This is a genomic window from Clostridium hydrogeniformans DSM 21757, from assembly GCF_000686705.1.
Classification (GTDB): Bacteria; Bacillota; Clostridia; order Clostridiales; family Clostridiaceae; genus Clostridium_Z; species Clostridium_Z hydrogeniformans.
The window spans coordinates 232,211-259,110 of the sequence record NZ_JMLJ01000006.1 but is presented as its reverse complement, the minus strand read 5'-3'; the positions used below and the strand labels follow the sequence as shown (position 1 = coordinate 259,110).

The 26,900-nt window shown below is 29.4% G+C and carries 22 protein-coding genes; 17 read left to right on the top strand and 5 right to left on the bottom strand.

What is annotated here, in order from left to right; all coding sequences use genetic code 11:
- Positions 1 to 146 precede the first annotated feature (146 nt).
- The 13 genes from BR69_RS0103795 to hisC all read left to right on the top strand — a co-directional run bounded on the left by BR69_RS0103795 (position 147) and on the right by hisC (position 17,901).
- Positions 147 to 839, top strand: a complete 693-nt coding sequence (locus BR69_RS0103795) for a response regulator transcription factor (RefSeq protein ID WP_027632008.1) — start codon at positions 147 to 149, stop codon at positions 837 to 839.
- A 5-nt stretch (positions 840 to 844) separates the two neighbouring features.
- Positions 845 to 2,080 (top strand): sensor histidine kinase, encoded by a 1,236-nt coding sequence (locus BR69_RS0103790; protein WP_027632007.1) that lies wholly within the window; start codon positions 845 to 847, stop codon positions 2,078 to 2,080.
- A gap of 644 nt (positions 2,081 to 2,724) precedes the next feature.
- Positions 2,725 to 4,695 (top strand): excinuclease ABC subunit UvrB, encoded by a 1,971-nt coding sequence (gene uvrB, locus BR69_RS0103785; RefSeq protein ID WP_027632006.1) that lies wholly within the window; start codon positions 2,725 to 2,727, stop codon positions 4,693 to 4,695.
- A gap of 106 nt (positions 4,696 to 4,801) precedes the next feature.
- A complete protein-coding gene (locus BR69_RS0103780; RefSeq protein ID WP_027632005.1) occupies positions 4,802 to 5,011 on the top strand; it encodes a DUF1450 domain-containing protein in 210 nt (69 codons plus the stop codon).
- A 168-nt stretch (positions 5,012 to 5,179) separates the two neighbouring features.
- A complete protein-coding gene (locus tag BR69_RS0103775; protein ID WP_027632004.1) occupies positions 5,180 to 6,085 on the top strand; it encodes a transposase in 906 nt (301 codons plus the stop codon).
- 253 nt (positions 6,086 to 6,338) lie between these two features.
- Positions 6,339 to 9,176 carry an excinuclease ABC subunit UvrA gene (gene uvrA / locus BR69_RS0103770; RefSeq protein ID WP_027632003.1) on the top strand — a complete coding sequence of 946 codons (2,838 nt, stop codon included), beginning with the start codon at positions 6,339 to 6,341 and terminating at the stop codon, positions 9,174 to 9,176.
- 256 nt (positions 9,177 to 9,432) lie between these two features.
- Positions 9,433 to 9,864 carry an FHA domain-containing protein gene (locus BR69_RS0103765; protein ID WP_027632002.1) on the top strand — a complete coding sequence of 144 codons (432 nt, stop codon included), beginning with the start codon at positions 9,433 to 9,435 and terminating at the stop codon, positions 9,862 to 9,864.
- Between the two features lie 66 nt (positions 9,865 to 9,930).
- Entirely contained in the window at positions 9,931 to 11,106 is a 1,176-nt protein-coding gene (locus BR69_RS0103760; RefSeq protein WP_034849334.1) for an FtsW/RodA/SpoVE family cell cycle protein, read from the top strand.
- A gap of 1 nt (position 11,107) precedes the next feature.
- Positions 11,108 to 12,580 carry a peptidoglycan D,D-transpeptidase FtsI family protein gene (locus tag BR69_RS0103755; RefSeq protein ID WP_034849308.1) on the top strand — a complete coding sequence of 491 codons (1,473 nt, stop codon included), beginning with the start codon at positions 11,108 to 11,110 and terminating at the stop codon, positions 12,578 to 12,580.
- Positions 12,581 to 12,789: 209 nt separating this feature from the next.
- Positions 12,790 to 14,664 (top strand): excinuclease ABC subunit UvrC, encoded by a 1,875-nt coding sequence (uvrC, locus tag BR69_RS0103750; RefSeq protein WP_027631999.1) that lies wholly within the window; start codon positions 12,790 to 12,792, stop codon positions 14,662 to 14,664.
- On the top strand, positions 14,665 to 15,390 hold the full coding sequence (locus tag BR69_RS0103745; RefSeq protein WP_027631998.1) for a phosphatase: 726 nt from the start codon (positions 14,665 to 14,667) through the stop codon (positions 15,388 to 15,390).
- Positions 15,391 to 15,497: 107 nt separating this feature from the next.
- Positions 15,498 to 16,418, top strand: a complete 921-nt coding sequence (gene murB / locus BR69_RS0103740) for a UDP-N-acetylmuramate dehydrogenase (protein ID WP_027631997.1) — start codon at positions 15,498 to 15,500, stop codon at positions 16,416 to 16,418.
- Between the two features lie 394 nt (positions 16,419 to 16,812).
- A complete protein-coding gene (hisC, locus tag BR69_RS0103735; RefSeq protein ID WP_027631996.1) occupies positions 16,813 to 17,901 on the top strand; it encodes a histidinol-phosphate transaminase in 1,089 nt (362 codons plus the stop codon).
- A gap of 230 nt (positions 17,902 to 18,131) precedes the next feature.
- On the opposite strand, the gene BR69_RS0103730 is transcribed toward hisC, so the two are convergent.
- From BR69_RS0103730 to BR69_RS0103710, 5 genes are all read right to left on the bottom strand, one after another.
- The gene (locus BR69_RS0103730) at positions 18,132 to 18,761 is read right to left on the bottom strand and encodes a CPBP family intramembrane glutamic endopeptidase (protein WP_160169933.1); all 630 of its coding nucleotides are present in this window, start codon (positions 18,759 to 18,761) and stop codon (positions 18,132 to 18,134) included.
- Between the two features lie 19 nt (positions 18,762 to 18,780).
- Complete coding sequence (locus BR69_RS0103725; RefSeq protein WP_051623477.1) at positions 18,781 to 20,415, bottom strand: bifunctional diguanylate cyclase/phosphohydrolase; 1,635 nt, start codon at positions 20,413 to 20,415, stop codon at positions 18,781 to 18,783.
- A gap of 123 nt (positions 20,416 to 20,538) precedes the next feature.
- The gene (locus tag BR69_RS19800; protein WP_034849304.1) at positions 20,539 to 20,673 is read right to left on the bottom strand and encodes a cyclic lactone autoinducer peptide; all 135 of its coding nucleotides are present in this window, start codon (positions 20,671 to 20,673) and stop codon (positions 20,539 to 20,541) included.
- The gene (locus BR69_RS0103715; protein WP_027631993.1) at positions 20,660 to 21,307 is read right to left on the bottom strand and encodes an accessory gene regulator ArgB-like protein; all 648 of its coding nucleotides are present in this window, start codon (positions 21,305 to 21,307) and stop codon (positions 20,660 to 20,662) included. Before BR69_RS0103715 ends, BR69_RS19800 begins: the two co-directional genes overlap by 14 nt.
- Before the next feature lie 10 nt (positions 21,308 to 21,317).
- Positions 21,318 to 21,776 carry a hypothetical protein gene (locus BR69_RS0103710; protein WP_027631992.1) on the bottom strand — a complete coding sequence of 153 codons (459 nt, stop codon included), beginning with the start codon at positions 21,774 to 21,776 and terminating at the stop codon, positions 21,318 to 21,320.
- 636 nt (positions 21,777 to 22,412) lie between these two features.
- Here BR69_RS0103710 and rapZ point away from each other — a divergent pair.
- From rapZ to BR69_RS0103690, 4 genes are read left to right on the top strand one after another with little or no spacing between them, the layout of a single operon-like run.
- Positions 22,413 to 23,297 (top strand): RNase adapter RapZ, encoded by an 885-nt coding sequence (gene rapZ, locus BR69_RS0103705; protein WP_027631991.1) that lies wholly within the window; start codon positions 22,413 to 22,415, stop codon positions 23,295 to 23,297.
- Complete coding sequence (locus BR69_RS0103700; protein WP_027631990.1) at positions 23,294 to 24,628, top strand: gluconeogenesis factor YvcK family protein; 1,335 nt, start codon at positions 23,294 to 23,296, stop codon at positions 24,626 to 24,628. The genes rapZ and BR69_RS0103700 overlap by 4 nt, the downstream gene beginning before the upstream one ends.
- A 12-nt stretch (positions 24,629 to 24,640) precedes the next feature.
- Positions 24,641 to 25,594: a DNA-binding protein WhiA gene (whiA, locus tag BR69_RS0103695; RefSeq protein ID WP_027631989.1), complete on the top strand. Its 954-nt coding sequence runs from the start codon at positions 24,641 to 24,643 to the stop codon at positions 25,592 to 25,594.
- Positions 25,595 to 25,598: 4 nt separating this feature from the next.
- Positions 25,599 to 26,900: a DRTGG domain-containing protein gene (locus tag BR69_RS0103690; RefSeq protein ID WP_027631988.1), complete on the top strand. Its 1,302-nt coding sequence runs from the start codon at positions 25,599 to 25,601 to the stop codon at positions 26,898 to 26,900.

The window sequence follows — 26,900 nt, the reverse complement described above, 5'->3', positions numbered from 1 at the left end:
ATATGGTTAACTCAAGTCCTTAAAAAGTTAATAATATAAAAATAGACAGGTTTTTATATATAACCTTAAAAATTATTTATATAAGAATAGATTTTAGAAAAGGATAAATGATTTTATATAAATATCTACAGAGTGGAGGGAAGAGTATGAAAATATTATTATTAGAAGATGATGAGGCTCTAGCCTTAGGAATAGAATTTACTTTGAAGGGTGAAGGATATGATGTTGTAAGGTGTTCACTCTATAGTGAGGCTATTAGTACCTTCAAAGAAGAAGCTTTTGATTTAGCTATATTAGATATAAATCTTCCAGATGGTAATGGCTATGATGTTTGTAGATTTATGAGAAAAACTAGTGATATACCCATAATATTCTTAACGGCTTTAGATGATGAGGTAAATGTAGTATTAGGATTAGAAATAGGAGGGGATGACTATATAACTAAGCCTTTTAGGGTAAGAGAATTAGTATCAAGGATAAAGGTTATCTTAAGGCGTGTTAATAAAGAGAATATAGAATTAGATTGTTTAAAGTCAGGAGATATAGAACTAAACAAAAAGACTGCTGGTGTTAAGGTTAAGGGAGAAGAAATTTGTATTACTGCTCAAGAATATAAGCTTTTATTAATATTTATGAATAATCAAGGAAGGGTTTTAGGGAGAGAGGTAATATTGGATAAGCTTTTAGAAGGTAATGGGGGCTTTGTAGATTCTAATACTCTTTCTGTTTATATAAAAAGAATAAGAGAGAAGATTGAAGATAATCCTAAAAGTCCAAGATATATTTTAACAGTTAGAGGTCTTGGTTATAAGTGGGATGAGAAAATTATTAAGGGGTAGTGAATATGAATGATTTAATAAATAGAGAGGTTAGGGTTTCTTTAAAATCTATACTTATCATAATCTTTATAACCTTAGGATTAAATATAATTTTTTTAAATATAAAATTTAATGAAATAAAGGTGTCTTATATAAGATCAAATGAAGCTTTAATTGGAAAGGTTTATAGAATAAATCCTTATGATATAGAAAAGTTTATACCAATAATAACAAAGGGGAATAGTAAAGAAGATGAGGAAGTTGGCAGAAGTATATTAAAAGAATATGGATACCATGAAGATTTAGAAGTAGAATTCGTACCGGAAATTTATAGAGCTTTAAAAGGAGTAACAGTAAGTATTATATTATCATTAGTATTTGCTGGTATATTAATCTCTATATCAATATATTTAAACTTTAAAAGTATATATAATAACATAAGAACCTTAACAAAAGATATGAAATATGTATTAGATGGAGAGTTAAAGGATAATAGTAGTAATATGGAAGGGGATTTTGGTAAGTTAGAATTTGCTTTTAATGATGTTAAGAAAAGGCTTAGGACTAATATAGATAAGTTAAGTAAAGAAAAGGTGTTTTTAGTTGAGTTATTATCTGATATATCCCACCAACTTAAAACGCCTTTATCTTCTCTTATGGTGTTTAATGATATATTAAGTGAAAGAGAGCTTTCAAAACATCAGAGAATAGAATTTTTAGATAACTCTAGGATACAAATTAATAGGATGGAGTGGCTTATAAAGAATCTCTTAAAGCTTGCTAAGTTAGATGCAGGAGCAATAATTTTTAATAAAAATAATTATAGTTTAAATAAAACTATAGAAAATTCAATAGAGATATTAAGCCAAAAAGCATTTGAACATGAGGTGAAAATAGTTTTTGAAGCTAAAGAAGAAGTTTTTATGGTTCATGATAAAGAGTGGTTTGAAGAAGCATTAATAAATATTGTGAAAAATGGTATAGAGCATAATAATGCTAGCGGATACGTTAGAATATCCTTAGAAAATAATTCTTTATATAATAAGATTATTATTGAGGACAATGGAGTTGGGATAGACAAAGAAGATATATCAAAGATATTTATAAGATTTTATAAAAGTAAAAGAAATAAGAGTAAGGAATCGGTAGGAATAGGTTTAGCTTTAAGTAAATCTATAGTGGAAGCTCATGGGGGAATAATAGAAGTAGAGAGTGAAATAGGAAAATTTACAAAGTTTATAATTACTTTTTTAAAGTACTAAGTGAGTTATTATGCTAGTTAATTAATATTATTTAGAATTAATAATTTTTAGATGATGAATTTTTGTAAATTAAAAATTAAGGACTAAAGGCTCAATTGAGATTATCCTAAAATCTTAATATAACAAGATGTTAAGGTAAGGAGTAAATTGAATACTTTTAAATGTAAAACATATGAAATATAAATTTATAGAATAAGTATGTACATTTAATAAGTAAACTCAATATTAATGTGAATCTATATGGATTAACTTAGGCTTAAATATATTAAGGAAGAATAAATCATATTACTTTAATTAAGAATATATGTTCTCTTTAAGGAACACATATGATAAAATTTATATATATTTATTTTTATATAATAGTTTTAGAGTTTAAGTAAAATGTGTATTAAGTGAAGTTATAATAGTTAAAATTTATGAGAGAAAGATAAAATTTTTATATATAAATATAGGGTTTTAAGGTTAAAAATTAATTTATACATAGGAATAATAGCGTATTATTTAAAAAAATTTTAAAATAATAAACTAAAATTTTAGGTTATTATTCTATAGGAGATTTTAAATATTAAACTAGGATTTTAATATTATTTTATAAAGTTAATAGTTTTAATAATAAATTTACAAGGAGGTTGTAATAAATAATTATGGAAGAATTTAAGATTGTTTCAAAGTTTAAGCCAAGAGGTGACCAACCAGAGGCTGTAGATAAATTAGCTACTGCCATAGAAAAGGGAGAAAAGTTTCAAACCCTTCTTGGAGTTACAGGATCAGGTAAGACCTTTACCATGGCTAATATAATAGAGAGAGTAAAAAAACCAACCCTTGTTCTTGCCCATAACAAAACTTTAGCAGCCCAATTATGTTCAGAGTTTAAAGAATTTTTCCCAAATAACTCTGTAGAGTATTTTGTATCCTATTATGATTACTATCAACCAGAGGCTTATGTACCTCAAACAGATACATTTATAGAGAAGGATGCGGCTATAAATGATGAAATAGATAAGTTAAGGCACTCTGCAACCTCAGCTCTTTTAGAAAGAAATGATGTAATAATTGTTGCATCGGTATCGTGTATATATGGATTAGGTAATCCAGAAGAATATAAAAAGCTTACTATATCATTAAGACCGGGAATGATAAAAGATAGGGATGAGATAATAAAGAAGCTTGTGGAAATACAATATGAAAGAAATGAGATAGATTTTTCTAGAGGTACATTTAGAGTACGAGGAGATGTTTTAGATATTATACCAGCTTCATCTAGTAGTAAAGGAATAAGAGTAGAGTTTTTTGGAGATGAAATTGATAGGATAAGAGAATTTGATGTATTAACGGGTAATATATTAGCTGATAGAAAACATATTTCAATATTTCCTGCATCTCACTTTGCTACTTCAGCAGATAAGATTGAAGGAGCAGTTAAAGAAATAGAAGGAGAACTTGAAAATAGACTTAAGGCTTTAATATCCCAAGATAAACTTTTAGAGGCTCAAAGATTAAAACAAAGAACAAATTTTGATATAGAAATGATAAGAGAAATGGGATATTGCAGTGGTATAGAGAACTATTCTAGAATTTTTGATGGAAGAGCATCAGGTAGTTCACCACTTACTCTTATGGATTATTTTCCAGATGATTTCTTAATGTTTATAGATGAGAGTCATGTAACTATGCCTCAAGTTAAGGCCATGTATGGAGGAGATAGATCAAGAAAAGATTCCTTGGTAGAATATGGATTCAGATTACCTTCTGCTTATGATAATAGACCATTAAAATTTAATGAATTTGAGCAAAAGTTAAATCAGGTAGTCTTTGTAAGTGCAACACCAGCTGCCTATGAGATGGATCATTCGAAGGTGGTAGCAGAGCAAATAATAAGACCAACAGGACTTTTAGATCCAGAAATTGAGGTTAGACCTATAAAGGGACAGATTGATGATTTATATGCAGAAATAAATAAGACAATAGAAAAAGGCTTTAGAATTTTAGTTACAACGCTAACAAAGAGAATGTCAGAAGACCTAACAAAATATCTTAAAGAACTTAATGTAAAAACTACATACCTTCATTCTGATATAGATACCATAGAAAGAATGAAAATAATAAAGGAACTTAGGACAGGCGAATTTGATGTTTTAGTAGGGATTAACTTACTTAGGGAAGGTCTAGATATACCAGAAGTTGCTTTAGTTGCTATATTAGATGCAGATAAAGAAGGGTTCTTAAGGTCAGAAACTGCTTTAATTCAAACCATAGGTAGGGCAGCGAGAAATTCAGAAAGTAAAGTCATAATGTATGCAGATACAATAACTAGATCTATGAATAAGGCAATTAGTGAAACAAATAGAAGAAGAGAAATACAAATGGATTACAATGAAAAACATGGAATAATACCAACAACGGTTAAGAAGGATGTTAGAGATATAATAGAAACTTCAACAGTTGTAGAGGAAAATAAAGATACTGAATTAAAAGAAAATATTATGACAAAAGAAGACATAATAAATCTTATAGATGGATATACTAAGGAAATGATGGAGGCAGCAAAAAGTCTTGAGTTTGAAAAGGCAGCTAAACTTAGGGATAAGATTGATGAGCTAAAAAAGAATTTATAAAATTTAATTTAAAACTATTTACATTATAACTTATCAGTTGTATAATTAAGATAAGTTATTAAGAGATAATTATTATCAATTATTTAATTTATTAGGAGGTTTTTTTATGTTAGTTGAATTATGCATGAACAATGAAGGTCATGAGGAAATAGAAAAGTTAATAAAGGAAAAGTCACCAGAAACAGAAGTAGAAATACAAGGATGCTTAGGATACTGCCACGTATGTGCTACAGGAAGAAGCTTTGCATTTGTTAATGGTGATCCTATGGAAGCAGACTCAGCAGAAGAATTAGTAGAAGAAATACTTTCTAAGTAGTTACGATAATTCTCAAAAACTCCGACTCAAAATTGAGTTGGAGTTTTTTTAATGATAATTGGGGACGGTTAACAACTTATTTGAATTTAACAAATAAAAAACTAAATATATAAGTAATGAATAATATCATATTTCCATGTCTATAATCAGTTTAATGGAGGTGATATTATGCCAAGAATAGCTAGAATTAAGAGTGAAGATGGTATATACCATATAATGGTTAGAAGTATAAGTGAGGTGGATCTTTTTAAAGATAATGAGGATAAATGTAAATATATGAGTATATTAAGACATTATCAGAAGATGTATTTATTTAAGGTATATGCTTTTTGCTTAATGAGCAATCATGGGCATTTTATAATAGATGTTAACGGAGCAGATATTTCTAAGATAATGCATTGTATAAATTTTAAATATGCTAGATATTTTAATACAAAGTATAAAAGGCATGGACATTTATTTCAGGATAGATTTAAAAGTAAGCTAATAAAAGATGATAGATATTTATATAGTCTTTCACTATATATTCATAATAATGTTTTAGATATAAGGTCTTATAAAAAGGCACCAGAGAAATACAGATTCTCAAGTTTAGGTACATATATTGGAATAAAAAAAGATGAGTTTCAGGTATTAGATAGTGAGTTCATACTGGCTATGTTTTCGAAAAACTCTAATATTGCAAAAGCAGAATATATGAAAGCTATATTTATTTGCAAAGAAAAACATAAAGATGATGTAGAATTTAAAAATGAAAAAACAAAATATGAGAGCAAACGATATATAATTGAAAGAACAATATCATGGGATAAAGTAATTAGATTTATTTGTAATAAGTTTAATCTTTCATTAGAATGTATACAAACTAAAAATTTAAGAAAAGTATCAAACCCTAAGGCGTTAATGATAGTTTTGCTAAGAAGTTTATGTGATATAAATTATGATGAGATATGTAAAATTATTGGTAATACAACTGAAAGTAGGGTATCTAAATTATCAAATATGGGCTTGAATTTAATTATTGATGATAAAAGATATAGTAATATATTTGATGAATTTTTATGTGATAAATAAAAAAATAAAAAATAAATTTTGTTTTTAGTTTTGGTGAAATGTTATTGGACAAGCATCTTAAATTTATAAAAATAAAAAAATTAACATAGAAAAACTTAAAGAAAGTTTATAAACTAATAAAAAAATTTTAAAGAAAGATAATTGTTAACCGTCCCATATTGACACAAACGTGTGTTTGGGTTTAAGATTAATATAGTTAATAAATAATATATATGTGTGATGTTTAATAAAACCTATTTTAAAGGAGATAAGTATGAAGGATAAAATAGTTATAAAAGGAGCTAAGGTAAATAACTTAAAGAATGTATCCTTAGAGATCCCAAGAGATAAGCTAGTAGTTTTTACTGGACTTTCAGGATCTGGTAAGTCTTCATTAGCTTTTGATACCTTATATGCAGAAGGTCAGAGAAGATATGTTGAGAGTTTATCCTCTTATGCAAGACAGTTTTTAGGACAGATGGATAAGCCAGATGTGGAGTACATAGAAGGACTATCACCAGCAATATCAATAGATCAAAAGACTACTAGCAGAAATCCACGTTCTACAGTGGGTACTGTTACAGAGATATATGATTACTTAAGACTTTTGTATGCAAGAATAGGAACACCTCATTGTCCAAAGTGTGGAAAAGAAATATCTCAACAAAGTGTTGATCAAATGGTGGATAAAATTTTAGAATTACCTGAAAGAACCAAGCTTCAAGTACTTTCACCTATAGTTAGAGGAAGAAAAGGAACTCATGAAAAGGTAATTGAGAACATAAAGAAGAACGGATTTGTTAGAGCAAGAATAGATGGAGAACTTTTAGAAATTACTGAAGACGAAATTAAGCTTGAAAAAAATATAAAGCATAATATAGAAGCTGTCATTGACCGTTTAATAGTAAGGGATGATGTAAGAAGTAGACTTACTGATTCTATAGAAACAGCTCTTAAGCTTTCAGAGGGTTTGATAATAATTAATGTATTAGAAGAAGAGCCTTATGATATGCTGTTTTCAGAAAAATTTGCATGTATAGAATGTGGTATAAGTATAGATGAATTGGCACCGAGGTTATTTTCTTTTAACTCTCCTTTTGGAAAATGTGATCATTGTGATGGTCTTGGAACTTTAATGGAAATAGATGAGGATCTTATAATTCCAGATAAGACTAAAAGCATAAGAGAAGGAGCCATATCTCCTTGGGGAGAAGGCAGAATGAAAGAAGATTCATGGACTTACGCTGTCATGACTGCATTAACTGAGAAATATAAATTTTCTTTAGATACACCTATTAAAGATCTTAAAACAGAAGTTGTGGATGTACTTCTTTATGGAGTTAAAGGAGAAAAGCTTGTAGTAAAGTATGAAAAGGAAAATGTACAAGGAACATATATGCATAACTACGAGGGAGTAATAAATTCTCTTAAAAGAAGATATAGGGAGACAGGGTCAGATTACATAAAGCAAGAAATAGAAGCTTTTATGAGTGATAATCATTGTACTAAATGTAAGGGAGCTAGACTTAAGCCAGAGGCTCTTTCAGTAAAGATTGAAGATAAAAATATAAATGATTTTTGTGTTATGCCTATAAAAGAAGAGCTTGAATTCTTAAATTCATTAAATCTTTCAGAGAAAAATAAAATAATAAGTGATCAAATACTAAAAGAAATCTCTTCAAGACTTAAGTTTTTAATAGATGTAGGATTAGATTATCTAAATCTATCAAGAAAAGCAGGAACATTGTCAGGAGGAGAAGCTCAAAGAATAAGACTTGCAACCCAAATTGGTTCTAGTTTAGTTGGAGTTTTATATATTCTTGATGAGCCAAGTATAGGACTTCATCAAAGAGATAATGATAGGTTGATAGCAACATTAAAGCATCTTAGAGATATTGGAAATACCTTAGTTGTAGTAGAACATGATGAGGATACCATAAGAGAAGCTGACTATGTAGTTGATATAGGTCCAGGGGCTGGAGAACATGGAGGAGAGGTTGTTGTTGCAGGAACCATAGATGAAGTTAAGGCATGTGAAACTTCTTTAACAGGACAATATTTAACTGGTAAGAAAAAGATAGAAATCCCTAAGGAAAGAAGAAAAGGAAACGGACTTTCCATAGAAATAATTGGAGCCAAGGAAAATAATCTTAAAAATGTTAGTGTGAAAGTTCCATTAGGAAATCTTACAGCAGTAACAGGAGTTTCAGGATCAGGGAAGAGTACTCTTATAAATGAAATATTTTATAAGGGACTAAATAAGATTATAAATAAGTCTAAGAATATTCCAGGAGCCTATAAGGAAATTAAGGGATTTGAAAATATAGATAAAATAATAGATATAGACCAAAGTCCTATAGGAAGAACTCCACGTTCAAATCCTGCTACTTACACAGGAGTTTTTGATATAATAAGAGAAGTGTTTTCATCAACTCCAGAATCAAAAATGAGAGGATATAAGCCAGGCAGATTTTCCTTTAATGTAAAAGGAGGAAGATGCGAGTCTTGTAGTGGAGATGGAATAATAAAAATAGAAATGCAATTCTTATCTGATGTATATGTACCATGTGAGGTATGTAAAGGAAAGAGATATAATAGAGAGACCTTAGAAGTTAGATATAAGGGTAAAAATATAGATGATATACTAAAAATGACTGTAGAGGAAGCAGTAGAATTCTTTGAAAATATACCAAGAATAAAAAATAAACTTCAGACTCTATATGATGTAGGACTTGGATATGTAAGACTAGGTCAGCCATCTACTCAGTTATCGGGAGGAGAGGCTCAAAGAATAAAACTTGCCTATGAACTTTCAAAGAGAAGCACAGGAAAGACATTATATATATTAGATGAACCTACTACAGGATTACATGTAGATGATGTGGCAAGGCTTGTAACCATACTTCAAAGGCTAGTAGAAGGAGGGAATTCTGTAGTTGTAATAGAGCATAACCTAGATGTTATAAAATGTTGTGACTATATAATAGACCTTGGTCCAGAAGGTGGAGACAAGGGAGGAACTATTATAGCTAAGGGAACTCCAGAGCAAGTAGCTAATAATAAAAACTCTTATACAGGATATTATTTAAATAATATTTTATCTAATGGTTAGAATAAGGGTAATCTAAATATAAAGACTTATTAATAAATTTTTAATTGATTTTAATAATATATAAGGCTTTATTACTAAATTAGAATTAATTTTAGTAATAAGGTCTTAATTTTTCAATGGAATAATACATATTTATTATTGGATATTTAGTAATTAAATCATGTTATATTTTTAGAAATGTTTTTTTAACATTTTTTCCATGAAATGATGGTATAATAATAGGGATGATTTTAAATAAGTCGAAGAGGTGTAAGGAATGAATAAGATTTTAACTTTTGCATTTACAGCAATATTTATAGTGATTCTATATTCTATAATAATATTTTCTTTAAAGATAATGGCAAAGGATGTACGTAACGGAGGAAAGAAAAAGAGATTAAAAAAGGCTTCCTTAGGTCTTGAGGTTATATCATCAGGAGAAAATAATACTTTAAAGGTTGGAGCAGTAGTACCTATAAATGGGGAAATTACCTTAGGAAGAAGAGATGATAACTCTATAATTTTAAATGACCAATATGTATCAGGATATCATGCAAAAATATATTTAAGAAATAATCAATGCATAATAGAAGATTTAAACTCAACTAATGGAACATTTATAAATGAAGAAGATATAAAAGGAAAAAGATATGTTGAAGAAGGGGATAAAATAAAAATAGGAAGCGTAGAATTTAAAATAATAGGATAAGTAGAATTAAAAATAATAAGGTAAGTAGGTGAGTCTGTGAAAAGTAGCTTAAGAGATGAAAAGAAAATGCTATTCTTTGTGTATTTATTACTTTTTGCTATGTTTTGTAATTTATCTTTATTAAAACCAGAGTTTGATAAGAGGGCAGTAATTTTAGGAGTAGCCATGGCACTTCTTCTTGCATACTCTCATTTTATAATAAGAAAGTATTTTTCAGATGGAGATAAATATTTATTACTTTTTGTGTTTATATTATCTATGATAGGTATTGTTATTCTATATAGAATTAACCCATCCATTGCTATAAAACAAACTGTTTGGTTTACAGCAGGAATAACTGCCTATGTTTTAACAGTGGTTTTACTTCCAGATTTAAAAAGCTTTGCTAAATATGACAAGCTATATCTTATAGGCACATTAATATTTATGGCAATGGCTACATTTATAGGTAAAGAAGTTTATGGAGCCAAAAACTGGGTTATAATTGGACCAATAAGTTTTCAACCATCAGAAATAGGGAAACTTTTCTTAACTGCTTATTTAGCATCAACCTTAAGGAATTATGATGGACATTTTCACTCATTAATAAAACCAGCTTTAGTTGTTATATATTCCTTAGGATTTATGGTAATACAAAAGGATTTAGGATCAGTATTAATATTCTTTGGAATATCTGTAACCATGCTATATCTTTCTACTTCTAAAGTAAAGTATATTATAGCTACTTTTGTACTTTCAGTAGGAGGAGCCATTGCTAGTTATAAACTTTTTAGTCACGTAAGAGTAAGGGTTATGATATGGAAGGATCCGTTTAAATATGCTAATGAACAAGGATATCAAATAGTTCAGGGACTGTATTCTATAGCATCAGGAGGATTATTTGGAGCAGGCCTTGGAAAAGGATATCCAGGATTTGTTCCTGTTAATACCACAGACTACATATTCGCTATAATATGTGAGGAACTTGGAATTATAATGGGATTTGGGATAATGATTCTATTTTTCTTAATGTTCTACAGATGTATGAGGGCAGCTATTTATGTAAATGATAAATTTTCACAGCTTTTAGCAGTTGGATTTAGTGCCATGTTTGCAAGTCAGGTTTTAGTTATAGTTGGGGGAGTCATGAATGCTATTCCTTTAACTGGAATAACATTACCCTTTGTAAGTTATGGAGGAAGTTCTATGCTTACTGGATTCTTTGCAATGGCAATAATTCAAAAGATATCTGAGGAGGGTTAATATGAAGCAAGATTTAACAAATGAAGTAAAAAAAGTTTTAATAGTATTCCTCCTTTGTTTTTTAGCTTTAATAACCTATATAGCTTATTTCACTACATTTAAAGCACCAACTCTTGCAGCTAGCACCAGTAATAAAAGGCTTTGGGCTAAGAGAAATGAAGTGTTAAGAGGGACCATATATGATAGGAATGGAAAAGAGCTAACTAAGAGTGAGAGGAAGGATACTTTAACTCAGAAAAGATCCTATCCATCAGGAGACCTTTTTGCTCATGTACTAGGTTATGTAGATCCTAAATATGGGGTTACAGATCTTGAAAAACAATATGATGAAGAGCTTATGAATACTAAAAATACATTTTTTAATATAAAGGAAGCTCTAAAGAATTTTAGTATAAAAGAAGCCTTTAACAATAGGCAAGCAGAAGAAAAGGTAGGAAACTCTCTAAATACTTCCTTAGACTATGACATTCAAAAGGCAGCTTATGATGCTATAGGAAATAATAAGGGTGCTGCTGTTGTTTTAAATCCTAAAACTGGAGAGGTTTTAGCTGTGGTTTCAAAGCCTACCTATGATCCTAATAATTTAGAAGCTGTATATAATGATATAAACAATAAAAAAATATCAGGAGAGGATTCTCCTCTTATAAATAGAGCAACTCAAGGATTATATGCTCCAGGATCCACTTTTAAGGTAGTTACTGCCACATCAGCCTTAGAAAATATGCCAAATCTTACTACTAGGGTTTTTGAGGATAATGGTAAGATAGTCTTTAATGAAAAACAGTCATTAAGTAACTATGGAGGATATGCTAATGGAAATATAAAGTTTGCAGATGCTTTTAGAAAGTCCAGTAATGTGGTTTTTGGAACCTTAGCTATGGAGCTTGGTAATGATAAATTAAAGGAAACATCAGAAAAGTTTTATTTTAATAAACCAATACCTTCAGAAGGTCTAAGTATAGCTAAGAGTAGTTTTCCAAAACTTGAATCCTATGAGAAGGGAAATATAGCTCAAAGTGGTATAGGGCAAAGTAGTATATTAGCGAGTCCAATGCAAATGGCTCTAGTTGCTTCAGCAGTAGCTAATGATGGAGTTATAATGGAGCCGAAACTTGTAAGTAACATATTAAACTTTGAAGGGAAAACAGTGGATACTGTAAAGTCTAAGGAATTAGGAAGAGCAATGTCAGCTAATACAGCAAAAACTTTAAAGCCTTATATGAAATCAGTAATAGATAATGGAACTGTAGACTCATCTATTTTTAAAGGATTAAATGCTGCAGGGAAAACAGGAACAGCAGACCACCTTGATAAAAATGGAAAAGATGCAGTGCCACATTCATGGTTTATAGGATTTGCACCTTATGATAATCCTAAGATAGCCATTGCTGTAATTATTGAAAATGGAGGCGTTGGAGGCGGTAAGGCTGCAACAGCTGCATCCAGCATAATGAGAACAGCTTTAAGTAAATAATCTTAAGGAAAAGTCTTAGGACTTTTCCTTAAAGTATATTAAAGAGAATAATTAGTGAAAAGGATAGGAATATTTGGTATTAGACAATAAAATATATTATGTTTATACTAGGTGTATAAATAAAGTATATTTATGAAGTTTAAAACAAAGTCACTAACTTTGTAGCTAATTATTTTTAAGCGTCTTTAAGTCTATTTAGGAGGAATATGATGTTTGATTTTGAATATCAGTTAAAAATACTTCCAGATAAACCAGGAGTATATTTAATGAAAAACTCTTTAGGAGAAATTATATATGTGGGTAAGGCTAAAGTACTTAAGAATAGGGTAAGACAGTATTTTCAGAACTCTAAAAACCATTCTGAAAAGGTAAGAGTTATGGTATCTCATATTTCTGAGTTTGAATATATAGTAACAGATTCTGAAATGGAGGCCCTTATATTAGAATGTAACCTTATAAAAAAGTATAGGCCTAGATACAATATATTATTAAAGGATGACAAGCATTATCCATTTATAAAGGTAATAACTAATGAAGATTTTCCAAGAGTTATAATGACAAGAAGCTTTCAAAAGGATGGAAATAAGTATTTTGGACCATATACTGATGCATCTTCTGTATATGAGACCTTAGAATTAATTAAAATGATATTTCCTATAAGAACATGTAAAAGAAATATATTAGAGGAAGGACCTTTTATAAAGCCTTGCTTAAATTATTACATAAAAAAATGTAATGCTCCTTGTGCAGGATATGAAAGTAAAGAAGAATATAAAAAAACTATAAATGAGATTATAAATCTTTTAAATGGTAAGAATCAAGATATAATAAATAAAGTGAAAAAGGATATGGAAGAGGCAGCTCTAAATTTAGAATTTGAAAAAGCAGCCAATTTAAGAGATAAAATTAATGCTATTGAAAAAATATCAGAGAAGCAAAAGGTATTCTTAGGTAGTGTAGATGATGAGGACTTTATAAATACATATAGTGATGAAAAAGATACATGTATCCAGATTTTCTTCTCAAGGGATGGAAAAATTACTGGAAGAGAGGATTTCATCATTGAGAACAGGAATGAAGAAGATAAGAAAGAGATAATAGCAGAATTTATAAAAAGCTTTTATGGAGGTACAGCTGTTGTACCAAAACATATATATGTTCCAGATATTGAAGAGGATGAGAGGGATCTTTTAGAACAATGGCTTACTCTTAAAAGAGGGAGTAAATCATTTATTAAAATTCCTAAAAAGGGAGAGAAAAAAGACCTTATTAACATGGTTTTAAGGAATGCTAAAATAACCCTTGAGCAGTTTAAGATTAAGATTCTTCAAGATAAAGAACTATATAAGATTTCTATGGAAGAACTTCGTGATATTTTGGATTTAGATGAAACTCCACATAGAATCGAGGCTTATGATATTTCTAATCTTCAAGGATTTGATTCTGTAGGTTCTATGGTTGTATTTGAAAATGGAAAACCTAAGAACAGTGATTATAGAAGATTTAAGATAAAGACAGTATATGGAGCTAATGACTATGATTCTATGAGAGAAATTCTTACTAGAAGATTTAAACATGGATTAGATGAGGTTAAGGAAATTCAAGAGAAAAAGCTTAACTTTACTTCAGGAAAATTCTCTGTATTTCCAGATTTGATTCTTATGGATGGGGGACGTGGTCAAGTTAATGTTGCTCTTGATGTATTAGATAAATTAGGTGTTACAATCCCAGTGGCAGGAATGGTTAAGGATGATAAGCACCAAACTAGGGGAATTATATATAATAATATAGAGGTAGAAATTGGAAAGAAGAGAAATGCATTAAAGCTTATAACACGTATACAGGATGAGGTTCATAGGTTTGCTATAACTTACCATAGAACTTTAAGAGATAAGAAGAGTTTCTACTCTATTTTAGATGAAATACCAAATGTGGGCTCTAAAAGAAAGCGAGAACTATTGACTAAATTTACTTCTATAGATAATATTAAAAAGGCAACTTTAGAAGAATTGCTAGAAACCCCCTCCATAGATAAAAAAAGTGCAGAAAGTATAATAAACTTTTTTACAAAGGAGGAGAAATAAATGAAATGGGTATTAGACACTCATACACATACTTATGTTAGTGGTCATGCATATTCTACCTTAATGGAGAATATACAATATGCAAAAAAGCAGGGACTAGAGATACTGGGAGTAACAGATCATGGTCCTAAAATGCCAGGAGGACCTAATATATTTTACTTTGGAAATTTAAAGGTTATTCCAAGAGAAGTAGAAGGAATAACTATATTAAAAGGTTGCGAAGCTAATATAATAGATTTTAATGGTAATCTAGATATACCACTTATAATACAAGAAAACAGACTTGATATTATTATTGCAAGCCTTCATGATGTTTGTATAACTCCAGGTACATTAGAAGAAAATACTAATGCTCTTTTAGGAGCAATGGATAATAAGTTTGTAGATATAATAGGACATCCTGGAAATCCAAGCTTTCCTATAGATGAAGAATTAGTTGTAAGAAAAGCAAAGGAAATGGATAAAATTATTGAAATAAATAATAGCTCCTTTAGATCAAGACCTGGTTGTGAAGAAAACTGTTTAAATATAGCAAGGCTATGTAAAAAATATAATGTACGCGTTATCATGGGAAGTGATTCTCATTTTTGTACTGAAATAGGTGTTCTAGATAAGGCTTATTCTTTGTTACAAAAGGTTGATATGCCAGATGAACTTATAATGAATACTCATAAGTATAAGATAATAGAATATTTAAAAGGAAAAGGAAAACTTAAAGATATATAAATTATATAATTTATATAATTAAATCCTTGATTAAGGTTATAAAAATATTTTATACTATACTTATGTTTTGGATTTAAACTAATAAATAAGGGCTGAGGAGTACGGAAATGAATTATTTTAAAAATTGTGCATTAGAGCTAAAATCTTTAGTTGGAGAAAACAACATTTTACTAAATGAACCTATGAAAAACCATATTTACTTTAAGGTTGGAGGACCAGCAGATATAATGGTTATTCCAGATACAATTGAAAAAGTAATAAGTGTAGTTAATTATTGTAGAGATAAAGATATCCCTTATTTTATTATAGGAAATGGGTCTAATCTTCTTGTTAAAGATGGGGGCCTAAGAGGTGTTGTTATAAAACTTACAGAGCTTAAGGATATAACTGTTGAGGGAGAAATAATAACGGCGCAGTGTGGTGCAGAACTTAAAAATGTATCTAAAGCAGCCTTAGATAATTACTTAACTGGATTTGAGTTTGCATGTGGGATACCTGGAAGCATAGGTGGAGCTATATTTATGAATGCAGGAGCTTATGATGGAGAAATGAGCTATGTTACAGATAAGGTAGTGGTTTTAGATAATGATGGTAAGATATTAGAAGTTCAAAGAGATGATTTAGAACTTGGATATAGAACATCAGTAATAATGAAAAAAGGTTATGTTGTTTTAAGCGTTATCCTAAAACTTAAAAAAGGTGAACATGTAACTATAGATAGTAGAATAAAAGATTTAACTAAGAAAAGAGAAGATAGGCAGCCATTAGAGTATCCATCAGCAGGAAGTACTTTTAAAAGACCAGAAGGATACTTTACAGGAAAATTAATTCAAGATTTAGGACTTAAGGGAACTTCTATTGGAGGGGCCGCTGTATCAGAAAAACATGCTGGATTTATAATAAATAAAGGAAATGCTACAGCAAAGGACATATTAGATTTAATAGAGCATGTTCAAAAAACAGTTAAGGAAAGTTATGGAGTAGACTTGCATCCAGAAGTAAGAATCATTGGAGAAGATTTATCTTAATTAAGATTCTCTAGGGGATTTTAAGTCTAATCTAGTATAGATGCCCTAAGAAAATTCAAATTAAAATTATCTTTAATCTACACAGTAGAGAATGAAATAAGAGAGTATAATAAGAAGTTAATAATATATATAATTAATATTATATAGGGCATACAAAAAGAGTTTTATTGTAATTTCAATAAAACTCTTTTTGTATGCTTAGAAATTCCCGAAGATTCGGCATATTTGTTGAAAAGCTTATAACTAATTTTTAATATTATAGCAAACAATTTAACACGTTTAAGAGCTAAATTGACAGTTATAATTATATTATGTATTATAAGATTGTGAAAAGAGAGATTTGTGGGAATAAAAATATTTAGGAGGTGGCTTCAGGTAATTACCTGGAAAAATTATGGATAAATTAGTTAGAAAACAGGTTTTAAACACCGATAAGTATGTTGCTGGTAAGCCTATAAGTGAAGTTAAAAGAGAACTTGGATTAGAAGAAGTAATAAAATTAGCTTCTAATGAGAATCCAATAGGATGTTCTCCAAAAGTTAAAGAAGCTATAAAATCATTATTAGATGATACAAGCTTATATCCAGACTCAGGAAGTTTTGAGTTAAAATCTTCTATTGCTAAGAAGTTTAATGTTTCTAATAACCAAATATTCTGTGGAGCTGGATCAGACTCTTTAATAAAAGTATTATGTAATACCTTCTTAAACGAGGGTGAAGAAAGCATTATGGCAGAAGTTACATTCCCAAGATATGAATCAAACACAAAGCTTATGGGAGCAGAATGTGTAAAAATTCCTATGAAAAATAATGGATTAGATATTGAAAAAATGGTTGACGCAATAACAGATAAAACGAAGATAATATGGTTCTGTAATCCAAATAATCCAACAGGTAACATTTTTACTAAAGAAGAACTAATGAAGGTATTAGATAGAATACCAAGTAATGTAATTATAGTTATGGACGAAGCTTATGTAGAATATGTAGAAAGCAATGATTTTCCAAACTCTTTTGAACTATTACCGAAGTATTCTAATATGATAATCTTAAGGACTTTCTCTAAAGCTTATGGACTAGCTTCCTTAAGATGTGGATATGGAATCGCTAGTGAAGATATGGTTCAATATATAAATAGGGTTGTAAATCCTTTTGATGTTAGCTTATATGCTCAAGTAGGAGCAACGGCAGCTATAAATGATGATGATTTCTTAAAGAGGGTTTTAGATACAAATAGAGAAGGTAAAGAATATTTATATAAAGAATTTAAGAATATGGGACTTACTTATATAGATACTCATACAAACTTTATAATGGTAGATTTAAATAGAGATGATAAACCAATATTTGATGCTCTACTTAAAAAAGGAATAATAATAAGACCGGGATTCCTTTTAGGTATGCCAAATTGGCTTAGAATAACTATAGGAACTATGGAAGAGAACAAAAAACTTATACAAGCTATGAGAGAGTTAATAAAATAGGGACGGTTAACAACTTAAAGTCTTAATAAATAGGGACGGTTAACAACTTAATTGCATTTAAGATAGTAAAATTCTTAAATATTAAGTTCTTAACCATCCCTTTTTAATTTAAATTAAAAGCTTAAAAGTTGTTAACCGTCCCTAAATTTTATAAAAAAACTAGTAGTCTAAAAGTTGTTAACCGTTCTAAGAGTTTTCTTAAAGGTAAAGTTGGTTGTTAACCGTCCCCGTTAAAATAACAGTAAAAGGCACATATTATAGGTGGCATGACTTAAAATACTTGCTATAAGAGAATCAGTTTTTTTATAAATATAAGATAGCCAAAGACTTACTATAAATATTTGTATTAAAGGTATTAAGTTTAATGATCCATTACTAATTAAATTAGGAATATGAACAGAAGCAAAAATTAATGACGTAAAGATAGATGCCTTAAGTAAATTCATATGCTCATTAAATTTATTTAAGTAGAATCCTCTAAAGGTTATTTCTTCAAAGGGAGCAACTAAAGCTCTTCCCAAAAGTATATATGGACTTACAGTTAGGTTAACAATTAAATTATTTTTAAGAAATAAAACTAAAAATATAAATGCACTAATTAATACACCTTTTACTACTCCGTTTAATGTATTACTTTTACCTTTAATATATACTAGGGGGTTAATTTTATCTATAAACTTTAAATATAACAATGGTGGTAAAATTGAAAAAAATAAATATGTGAAAAAAGTAATAAGAAGGAGATTTAGCTCTCCTTCTTTAGATAAGTTTATATTTTTAGATAGAATAGAGATTATAAAGTTAATACATATATGTATCACAATAAATAGATATAATTTTTTATTTAATCTAGTTTTCATAGAAGAATCTCCTATTCTTTTAAATAAGGCTACTAAAGGCATCGTCATGATCCTTAATAATATCTATAAATTCCATAGCTATATCTGGATCAAATTGGGTACCAGAGTTGCTTTTAAGCTCTTCAATTCCCTCTTTAAATGATTTTCTTTTATTATAAGGTCTATTAGAGGTCATAGCATCAAAGCTATCTATAACAGTTAATACTCTAGATAAAAAAGGAATATCTTCTCCTTTTAAGCCATAAGGGTAACCCTTTCCATCATACCTTTCATGATGGTGAAGTATTAATGGAGATACATAGTTTAACGAAGCAACCTCTTTTATTATATTTACCCCTTCAGCAGGGTGCTGCTTTAGAATTTCCCATTCATCTTTGGTTAAGGGCATTTTCTTATTAAGAATATCTGAGCTTATATTAATTTTTCCGATATCATGCATATAAGCACTATATATTAAGGCTTTTTTATCTTCCTCACTTAAGTTTAATTTATCAGCTATAAGCCTGCTATACATAACAACCCTTTCTACATGGCCATAGGTATATTTATCCTTAGCATTGATTACACTTATAAGTGTTTTTATAGAAGTAACTAGATCAATTTCATTTTCCTCAATATCCTTTTTTAATTCATCTAATACTGAGGTGTAAGTCATAACTTGGTTTTTATTAAAGAATTTTGCCCTATAAAGTGCATCATCAGCAGACTTTATAAGATCTATATCATCTTTTGCCTTAGATGGAAAAGATGATATTCCAAGAGAAATAGTTAGTGTGCCATTAGGCTGATTTTCTTCACCGAAGAAGTAATACTCTTCTATTCTTCTTCTTATTTCTTCAGCTAATAAAACAGCATCGTTTTCATTAGTGTTAGGGAAAATTATAGAAAATTCCTCCCCACCATATCTAGCCACTATATCAGAGGGGCGTACTGCTTCTCTTAATATATTTGCTACCTCTTTTAAAACTAAGTCTCCTTGTTGGTGACCATAAAGATCATTATAATGTTTAAAATAATCTATATCTATAAATGCCATGGAAACTGGCTTATTTTCTTTTTTATGATAATCAATAATATAGGTTAAAGAATCATAGAAATACCTATGATTATAAAGTTCTGTAAGTCCGTCTAAATTCACCATATCTTCTAATTTCTTTATATATCTTCTTTCAGACTCCACATAATAACCAAGAGGCCAGGCAGTTAAGATAAAAACTCCTGCTATTAGTAAATCATTTTCAAAATAGATATTAACAGGACTAGAAGTTCCATATATTAAATCTATAATTAGTACTATTGTGGAAGAGATAGTAGCAGTAATTAAGCCAGACCTCATTCCAGACTGAATAGTGGATGTTATAATTATTAGTAAAAATAAAAGCTTATAATTACTTTCATGAGCGCCAGAGAATACAATTACTAACGTAAACACTAAAGAAAAACTTAAATTTTCGCCAAGGATAATTAATTTCAATACTCGGCCTTCAAACTTTGGAATGGTAGAGAAAGACCATAGAGCATATATTAAAGTTAATGAAAATAAGACTATAAATGAAGAGTACATATTATAGGTTAATATAGTAGCGTGGATATTTTCAAAAGAGGAACTAAATATTGCTATTCCTGAAAATAGTAATGAAGCTAATTTAACCATGGAAAGTATATTATTTATTGTATCTTTTTTGTTTTCTATTAAATGATTCTTCAAAATTTCCGCACCTCTTTATACTTTTAGAAGAAATAAGGTCGGAAATTCCGACCCTATTTCTTCGATTATTTACTCTTCTCTTAAGGACTCTGGTTCTTCAGGTTGATATAAGAACCAGTTACATGCTGTTGAAGCAACATTAGTTGCAAGCAATGTTAAAGCAGCAGCAGCTAATGTGAAAAAACCTTTACTAAACTTTTTCATAAATACTCCTCCATAATCTATTTAAGAAACTATCTATATTAATTAGTAGTAATTTACCAATACTAGTGAGAGTAAATACTTGCCATAATGTTCCGGATAATAAACTAATAGAATAAGATAATGGAAGGCTGTTACGGTAGTATGTACCACATATAAATAACACTAAATATAAGGTTATTACATTTATAGATTTTATTTTTAAACTAGCTCTCTTATTTAAATTTTTAATAGATTTATTTTTACTATCTACAGGAGCTAATTTATAAACTATGCAATAAGTAAAAGTAAATGATAAAATACATAAAATTAATAGCATATCAATATTCATTAATAAAGAAAGTTTTTTAGAAACTAATCCTTGAATTACACAAAAGAAGGTCCCAATAAGGAGACATCTATTTGGAGAGGTAGCATGTACACCTCCAGAAAATTTTCTAAGTATACTAACCGAAAATGAGATTATTAATACTTCTACAAGTATATTTAAGAAGTATCCTATAATAGAAACAACTAAAATTGAAATAATAATTTGTATAAATGCAAAGGCACCATAGGCTATAACTTCATTAGATTCCCTATCTAGTTGGAGTTCTTTAGAAAGTTTATCTGATATACGTTTAGATAAATTAAGCATATTCATACTGCTATAGAACCTTTCTTTTCTTAGAATGAAAATAGTATAATGATGTAAGTATAATCATAATTATTAGTGAGGGTAATCCATATAAGGTTTTACAAATAGGGCCTAAGTTATTTAAGTCTAAATTAGGTGATATAAAAGTAGTTATAAGAAATATATTTGCAGCCTCACTAGTAAGTTGTAAAATAAAGGTTATAATTGACGCGGAGACGGCTTCGTTTAGGCTAAAATTTAACGTATTTACTAATATTAATATATAAATAAATACATTAAGTACTATATGTACCCCATAATGTATTGGAAGGAGTCTAACTAAAAAACCTAAGGATGTAAGTAAAATACTAGAAATAAGACAATTTTTTCTGTAAATAGGTTTCCTTAAGAGTAAGTGCGATAATAAAATTACGATAAAAGTTTCTGGAAGTCCCCTTAAAATCAGTTCTATAAATTTAGTTTCTAACATTGCGTTCACTCCTAATTACGTATATAAGAGTAATTATAGCATTAAATACAATAAAGTAGAATACTTTACCTTAAATGTATACTCGTCCCTTAATGTGAAAAATATATAGTATAAAAATCATTAAATTTACTTATTTATTCAATTATATATATATTATACATATTTTTTCAAGTAATTACCATAAGTATTTGAAAATAAAATACTATAAAGTTAATTAAATATTTATATATAATTATGATAGATTTTAAAAATATATGTAAACTTATAGAAAGTGATTAACATAACAATTTTATAGAGAAATTATAATACATATATATTTATGACTATGATATAATATGAAAAAGAAAGATGTTTATATTAAAAATCGGATTATTTTAACAAAGCTTTAATAAGGACATCATAGGAACTTAAATATAGAAATAGTAATTTAATAAAAAGTAAACCAATACGTATATTTTAAGTTAAGTTAATGTGTTAATTTATCTATTTTAAGGTATATTATTAGATTTAAAAAGGTTTAAGCTTTTGTGGTTAATTAAGTTTAGATTTGGAAAGTTTAAGTTTTTAGGTTTAATTATCATAACATACAACATTACTAATTGAAGAAAGTAATTTTATAAATAAGGAGGCAGAAGGATGAGATTTGTTATTGTTACAGGATTATCAGGGGCAGGAAAGACGCAGGCCACAAGGAACTTAGAGGATTTAGGATATTTTTGTGTAGACAATCTACCTCCTACATTAATACCAAAGTTTGCAGAGGCGTGTAGCCAGAGCCATGGAAAGATAGAGAAAATAGCTTTAGTTATGGATATAAGAGGTGGAAAATTCTTTGATGGAGTAGCTGAAAGCTTAAAATATTTAAGTGATAATGAATATAAATATGAAATATTATTTTTAGACGCTTTAGATGAGGTTTTAGTTAAAAGATTTAAGGAAAGTAGAAGGAAACACCCTCTAGCTCCAGATGGTAGAGTTATAAAGGGAATATCTCTTGAACGTAATAGATTAAGAGAACTTAAGGATAGGGCAGATATAATAATAGATACATCTAAACTTGAAATAAAAGATTTAAGAGCTAAGATAAACGAAATCTATGGGGAAGAAGGTCAATTAGAAAGAGAACTTGCTATAACAGTTTTATCCTTTGGATTTAAGTACGGTATACCAGTGGATTCAGATCTTGTTTTTGATGTTAGGTTTATACAAAATCCTTTTTATATACCAGAGCTTAAGAAGTTTTCAGGAAAAGATGATAAGGTAAGAGATTTTGTAATGAGCCATGATGAGACTAAGGGATTTATAGAAAGACTTGATGATATGTTAAACTTTCTAATACCTAATTATGAAAAAGAGGGAAAAAGACAACTTATAGTTTCCATAGGATGTACAGGTGGTAGACATCGCTCTGTGGCTATAGCTAATGAAATATATGAAAGACTTTCAAAAGAAGGAAGAAGTGTTACTGTTGAACATAGGGATATTTCAGAAGATATAAATAAAGGTGGAATGAAGCTATGAGGCTTTCAGATTGGTTAAAGCCAGGAATTAAAGTGAAAAGATGGATTTTACTGGCTCTACTTGGAATTCTTATAATAGCATTTGCTTTAAATGAGATGATCACTTATAGATGGTACAATGTATTCTATAAGTGTTTCTTTGCTTTTTTAAATATAACAGGTATATTCATATTATATATATCAGTAACAGAGGGAGTAAAATCTATAATTGCCTTAATTAATAAGGGATATTTAAAGTTTTCTTTAGATTCTAGAAAGCTTGAAAACCTATTATATGAAAAAAGACTTTTAATTAAGGGACCTAAAATTGTAGTGATTGGTGGAGGAACAGGACTCTCTACTATGCTGAGAGGTCTTAAATACTACACATCTAATATAACAGCTGTAGTTACAGTTGGAGATGATGGAGGAGGGTCTGGTGCTTTAAGAGAGGATCTTGGAATACTTCCTCCAGGAGATATAAGAAACTGTATACTATCTTTAGCAGATACAGAACCTCTTATGGAAGAACTTCTTCAATATAGATTTGAGGAAGGTAGACTTAAGGGGCAAAGTTTTGGAAACTTATTTCTAGCTGCCATGAATGGTATCTCTGATAATTTTGAGGATGCTATTCAAAAGATGAGTTCAGTTTTGGCTGTAACAGGTAAGGTATTACCAGTTACTTTAGATGATATGGTTCTTAAAGCAAAGCTTAAAAATGGTAATATAGTTGTAGGAGAGTCTTTAATACCAGAGGAGGCTTTAGCCCAAGGTAGCCCTATAGATACCATGTTTATAGAACCTAAAGATGCTAGGGCTTTAAAGGAAGCAGTGGAAGCTATAAAAGAAGCAGATGCGGTAATACTGGGACCAGGAAGCCTTTACACTAGTATTATACCTAACTTACTTATAAAGGATATAAGTAATGCCCTTCAAAAGACAAAGGCATTAAAAATATATATATCTAATATAATGACTCAACCAGGAGAGACAGATAGATTTTCAGTTTCAAATCACATAAAAGCTCTTTATAAGCATGGTGGAAATGGAATTGTAGATTGTGTAGTAGCTAATATTGCAGATATAGATGATGAATTAAAACAAAAGTACCTATTAGATAAATCAAATTTGGTTACTATAGATAAGGAAGAATTAAATAAATTAAATGTAAAGGTAATTGAAGGAGATTTAGTTAGAATAAAAAATAGATTAATAAGACATGATGCAGATAAGCTAGCGGCTATTTTAATAGAGACAATAATGGATAAAAAGTTATTCTATGATAGAAAGAAGATAGTAGAGTATTTCTATTTATCTGAGAGATTAAAGCAAAATAAAAAAAATATTTAGGAGTAGAGAGCAATGTCATTTTCAGCTAAGGTTAAAGGAGAAATATGTAGATACACGGAATTATCAAAGGAAGAAGCTATTGCAGAGCTATCAGCAATAATGAAGGTAAGTGGAACCATATCTTTTACCAGTGGAATGCAGATAAGCTTTAAGGTGAATACAGAAAATCCCGCAACAGCTAGACTCATGTTTAGGCTTTTAAAGGACTACTTAAATATTCATGCAAGGCTTATGGTGAAAAAAAGCAATTCCTTAAAGAAGAATAATATATATATGGTAATAATAACAGAGGAAATGGGAGTTAAGGATTTATTAAAGCTTACAGGAATTCTTAAAGAAGAAGATGGGATGATGGCTTTAGACTATGGAATAAATCCACACCTTGTTAAAGATGAAACTTCCATGAGAGCTTATATAAGAGGGGCATTTTTAGGAGGGGGAAGTATCAGTAACCCAGAAAAAACCTATCACCTAGAATTTGTAACTCATAGTATTGAATATGCTGAAGACTTAAGTAAAATAATAAATAAGTTTGGACTTAATTCTAAAGTTATTCAAAGAAAATCTAGTTATATAATTTATGTAAAGGAAGGGGAACAGATAGTAGACCTTCTTAATATAATAGGTGCTCACAATGCTCTTTTAGAACTAGAAAATATAAGAATAATGAAAGAAATGAGAAATAACGTAAATAGGCTTGTTAATTGTGAGACTGCAAACCTAAGTAAAACTGTTAATGCAGCAGTAAGACAGGTGGAGAGCATTAAGCTTATACAAAGAGAAATAGGTCTTGGAAGACTTCCAAAAAACTTAAGGGAAATAGCTGAACTTAGACTTTCTTATCCAGATGAATCCCTAAAGGAATTAGGGGAAATGCTAGACCCTCCAGTGGGAAAATCAGGGGTAAATCATAGACTTAGGAAAATAGAAAAGATTGCAGAAGAATTAAGAAAAGAAGGAAGGTAAATCTATGTCTAAGCAAGAAGATATAATGCTTTATATTAAAACCTTGGAGCCAGGACATAAAATATCTGTAAGATCTATAGCAGGAGATCTTGGGGTAAGTGAAGGAACTGCATATAGGGCCATAAAGGAATGTGAAGCTATTGGGATAGTAACTACAATCCCAAGGGTTGGTACTGTTAGAGTTGAAAAAATTGATAAAAGGCATATGGAAAACTTGACTTTCTCCAAGGTTTTAAGCATTGTAAATGGATCAGTCCTTGGAGGAAAGGAAGGGTTAAATAAAAGCCTAAATAGATTTACAATTGGAGCAATGACAGTGGATGCCTTCTCAAAGTATGTATCCCCAGGAAGTCTTGTTATAGTTGGAAATAGAGAAGAAATACAGAGGTTTGCTTTAGAGCAAGATGCGGCAGTTCTAATAAGTGGAGGATTTGGATGTAGGGGTGATATTAAAAAGTTAGCAGATGATAAAAAGCTTCCTATAATATCATCAAACTATGATACTTTCACCATAGCATCTATGATAAACAAGGCATTATCTGATAATAAGATTAAAAATGATATAATTTTAATAGAAGAGGTTATGATGGAAAATCCAGCTTGTCTAACTACTGAGGATACCTTAGAAACATGGATGGACTTAGTTAAGAAGACTAAACATATAAGATATCCAGTAGTGGACAAAGATATGAGGGTTGTTGGTATAATGACTGCTAAGGATTTACCAGATGATTTAAATACAAACGAACCAATTAAGAAGCTTATGATAAAAGATCCTATTACAGTAACTCCTAAAACCACGGTTTCTTATGCAGCTCATATTATGGGATGGGAGGACATAGAATTATGTCCTGTAGTAGATGGTCGTAAATTAGTGGGGGTCATAACAAGAAAAGATGTTATAAAAGCATTTGAGTATATGAATACCCATGGATATGATGTAGAAAATCTTGAGGAATCTATACTTAAAAACTTTACCTGTGCTAATGAAGGTAGTGATAGGGTATATGAAGGAAAGATAACCCCAAGAATGCTTGATAATGTTGGAACAGCCTCATGGAGTGCTTTAAATATGTTAATAAATGCAGTAGCAGTAGATACACTTAAAAAATACAATATAACCATATCTGTAGACAATATAAGTACTTATTTTATGAAACCGGTACAAGTAGATAGTAATATAATAATAAGAAGCAGGATTTTAGATCTTGGAAGAAGCTTCTGTAAGGTAGAGGCTGAGATGTTTAATGTAAAGAAGGAATTAGTAGGTAAAAGTCTTTTATCAGCTATAATTATAAAGGAATAG

Coding starts and splice junctions, on each gene's coding strand:
- BR69_RS0103795 (WP_027632008.1), top strand. CDS start 147: ATGAAAATATTATTATTAGAAGATGATGAGGCTCTAGCCTTAGGAATA.
- BR69_RS0103790 (WP_027632007.1), top strand. CDS start 845: ATGAATGATTTAATAAATAGAGAGGTTAGGGTTTCTTTAAAATCTATA.
- uvrB (WP_027632006.1), top strand. CDS start 2,725: ATGGAAGAATTTAAGATTGTTTCAAAGTTTAAGCCAAGAGGTGACCAA.
- BR69_RS0103780 (WP_027632005.1), top strand. CDS start 4,802: ATGTTAGTTGAATTATGCATGAACAATGAAGGTCATGAGGAAATAGAA.
- BR69_RS0103775 (WP_027632004.1), top strand. CDS start 5,180: ATGCCAAGAATAGCTAGAATTAAGAGTGAAGATGGTATATACCATATA.
- uvrA (WP_027632003.1), top strand. CDS start 6,339: ATGAAGGATAAAATAGTTATAAAAGGAGCTAAGGTAAATAACTTAAAG.
- BR69_RS0103765 (WP_027632002.1), top strand. CDS start 9,433: ATGAATAAGATTTTAACTTTTGCATTTACAGCAATATTTATAGTGATT.
- BR69_RS0103760 (WP_034849334.1), top strand. CDS start 9,931: ATGCTATTCTTTGTGTATTTATTACTTTTTGCTATGTTTTGTAATTTA.
- BR69_RS0103755 (WP_034849308.1), top strand. CDS start 11,108: ATGAAGCAAGATTTAACAAATGAAGTAAAAAAAGTTTTAATAGTATTC.
- uvrC (WP_027631999.1), top strand. CDS start 12,790: ATGTTTGATTTTGAATATCAGTTAAAAATACTTCCAGATAAACCAGGA.
- BR69_RS0103745 (WP_027631998.1), top strand. CDS start 14,665: ATGAAATGGGTATTAGACACTCATACACATACTTATGTTAGTGGTCAT.
- murB (WP_027631997.1), top strand. CDS start 15,498: ATGAATTATTTTAAAAATTGTGCATTAGAGCTAAAATCTTTAGTTGGA.
- hisC (WP_027631996.1), top strand. CDS start 16,813: ATGGATAAATTAGTTAGAAAACAGGTTTTAAACACCGATAAGTATGTT.
- BR69_RS0103730 (WP_160169933.1), bottom strand. CDS start 18,761: ATGAAAACTAGATTAAATAAAAAATTATATCTATTTATTGTGATACAT.
- BR69_RS0103725 (WP_051623477.1), bottom strand. CDS start 20,415: ATGGTTAAATTAGCTTCATTACTATTTTCAGGAATAGCAATATTTAGT.
- BR69_RS19800 (WP_034849304.1), bottom strand. CDS start 20,673: ATGAAAAAGTTTAGTAAAGGTTTTTTCACATTAGCTGCTGCTGCTTTA.
- BR69_RS0103715 (WP_027631993.1), bottom strand. CDS start 21,307: ATGCTTAATTTATCTAAACGTATATCAGATAAACTTTCTAAAGAACTC.
- BR69_RS0103710 (WP_027631992.1), bottom strand. CDS start 21,776: ATGTTAGAAACTAAATTTATAGAACTGATTTTAAGGGGACTTCCAGAA.
- rapZ (WP_027631991.1), top strand. CDS start 22,413: ATGAGATTTGTTATTGTTACAGGATTATCAGGGGCAGGAAAGACGCAG.
- BR69_RS0103700 (WP_027631990.1), top strand. CDS start 23,294: ATGAGGCTTTCAGATTGGTTAAAGCCAGGAATTAAAGTGAAAAGATGG.
- whiA (WP_027631989.1), top strand. CDS start 24,641: ATGTCATTTTCAGCTAAGGTTAAAGGAGAAATATGTAGATACACGGAA.
- BR69_RS0103690 (WP_027631988.1), top strand. CDS start 25,599: ATGTCTAAGCAAGAAGATATAATGCTTTATATTAAAACCTTGGAGCCA.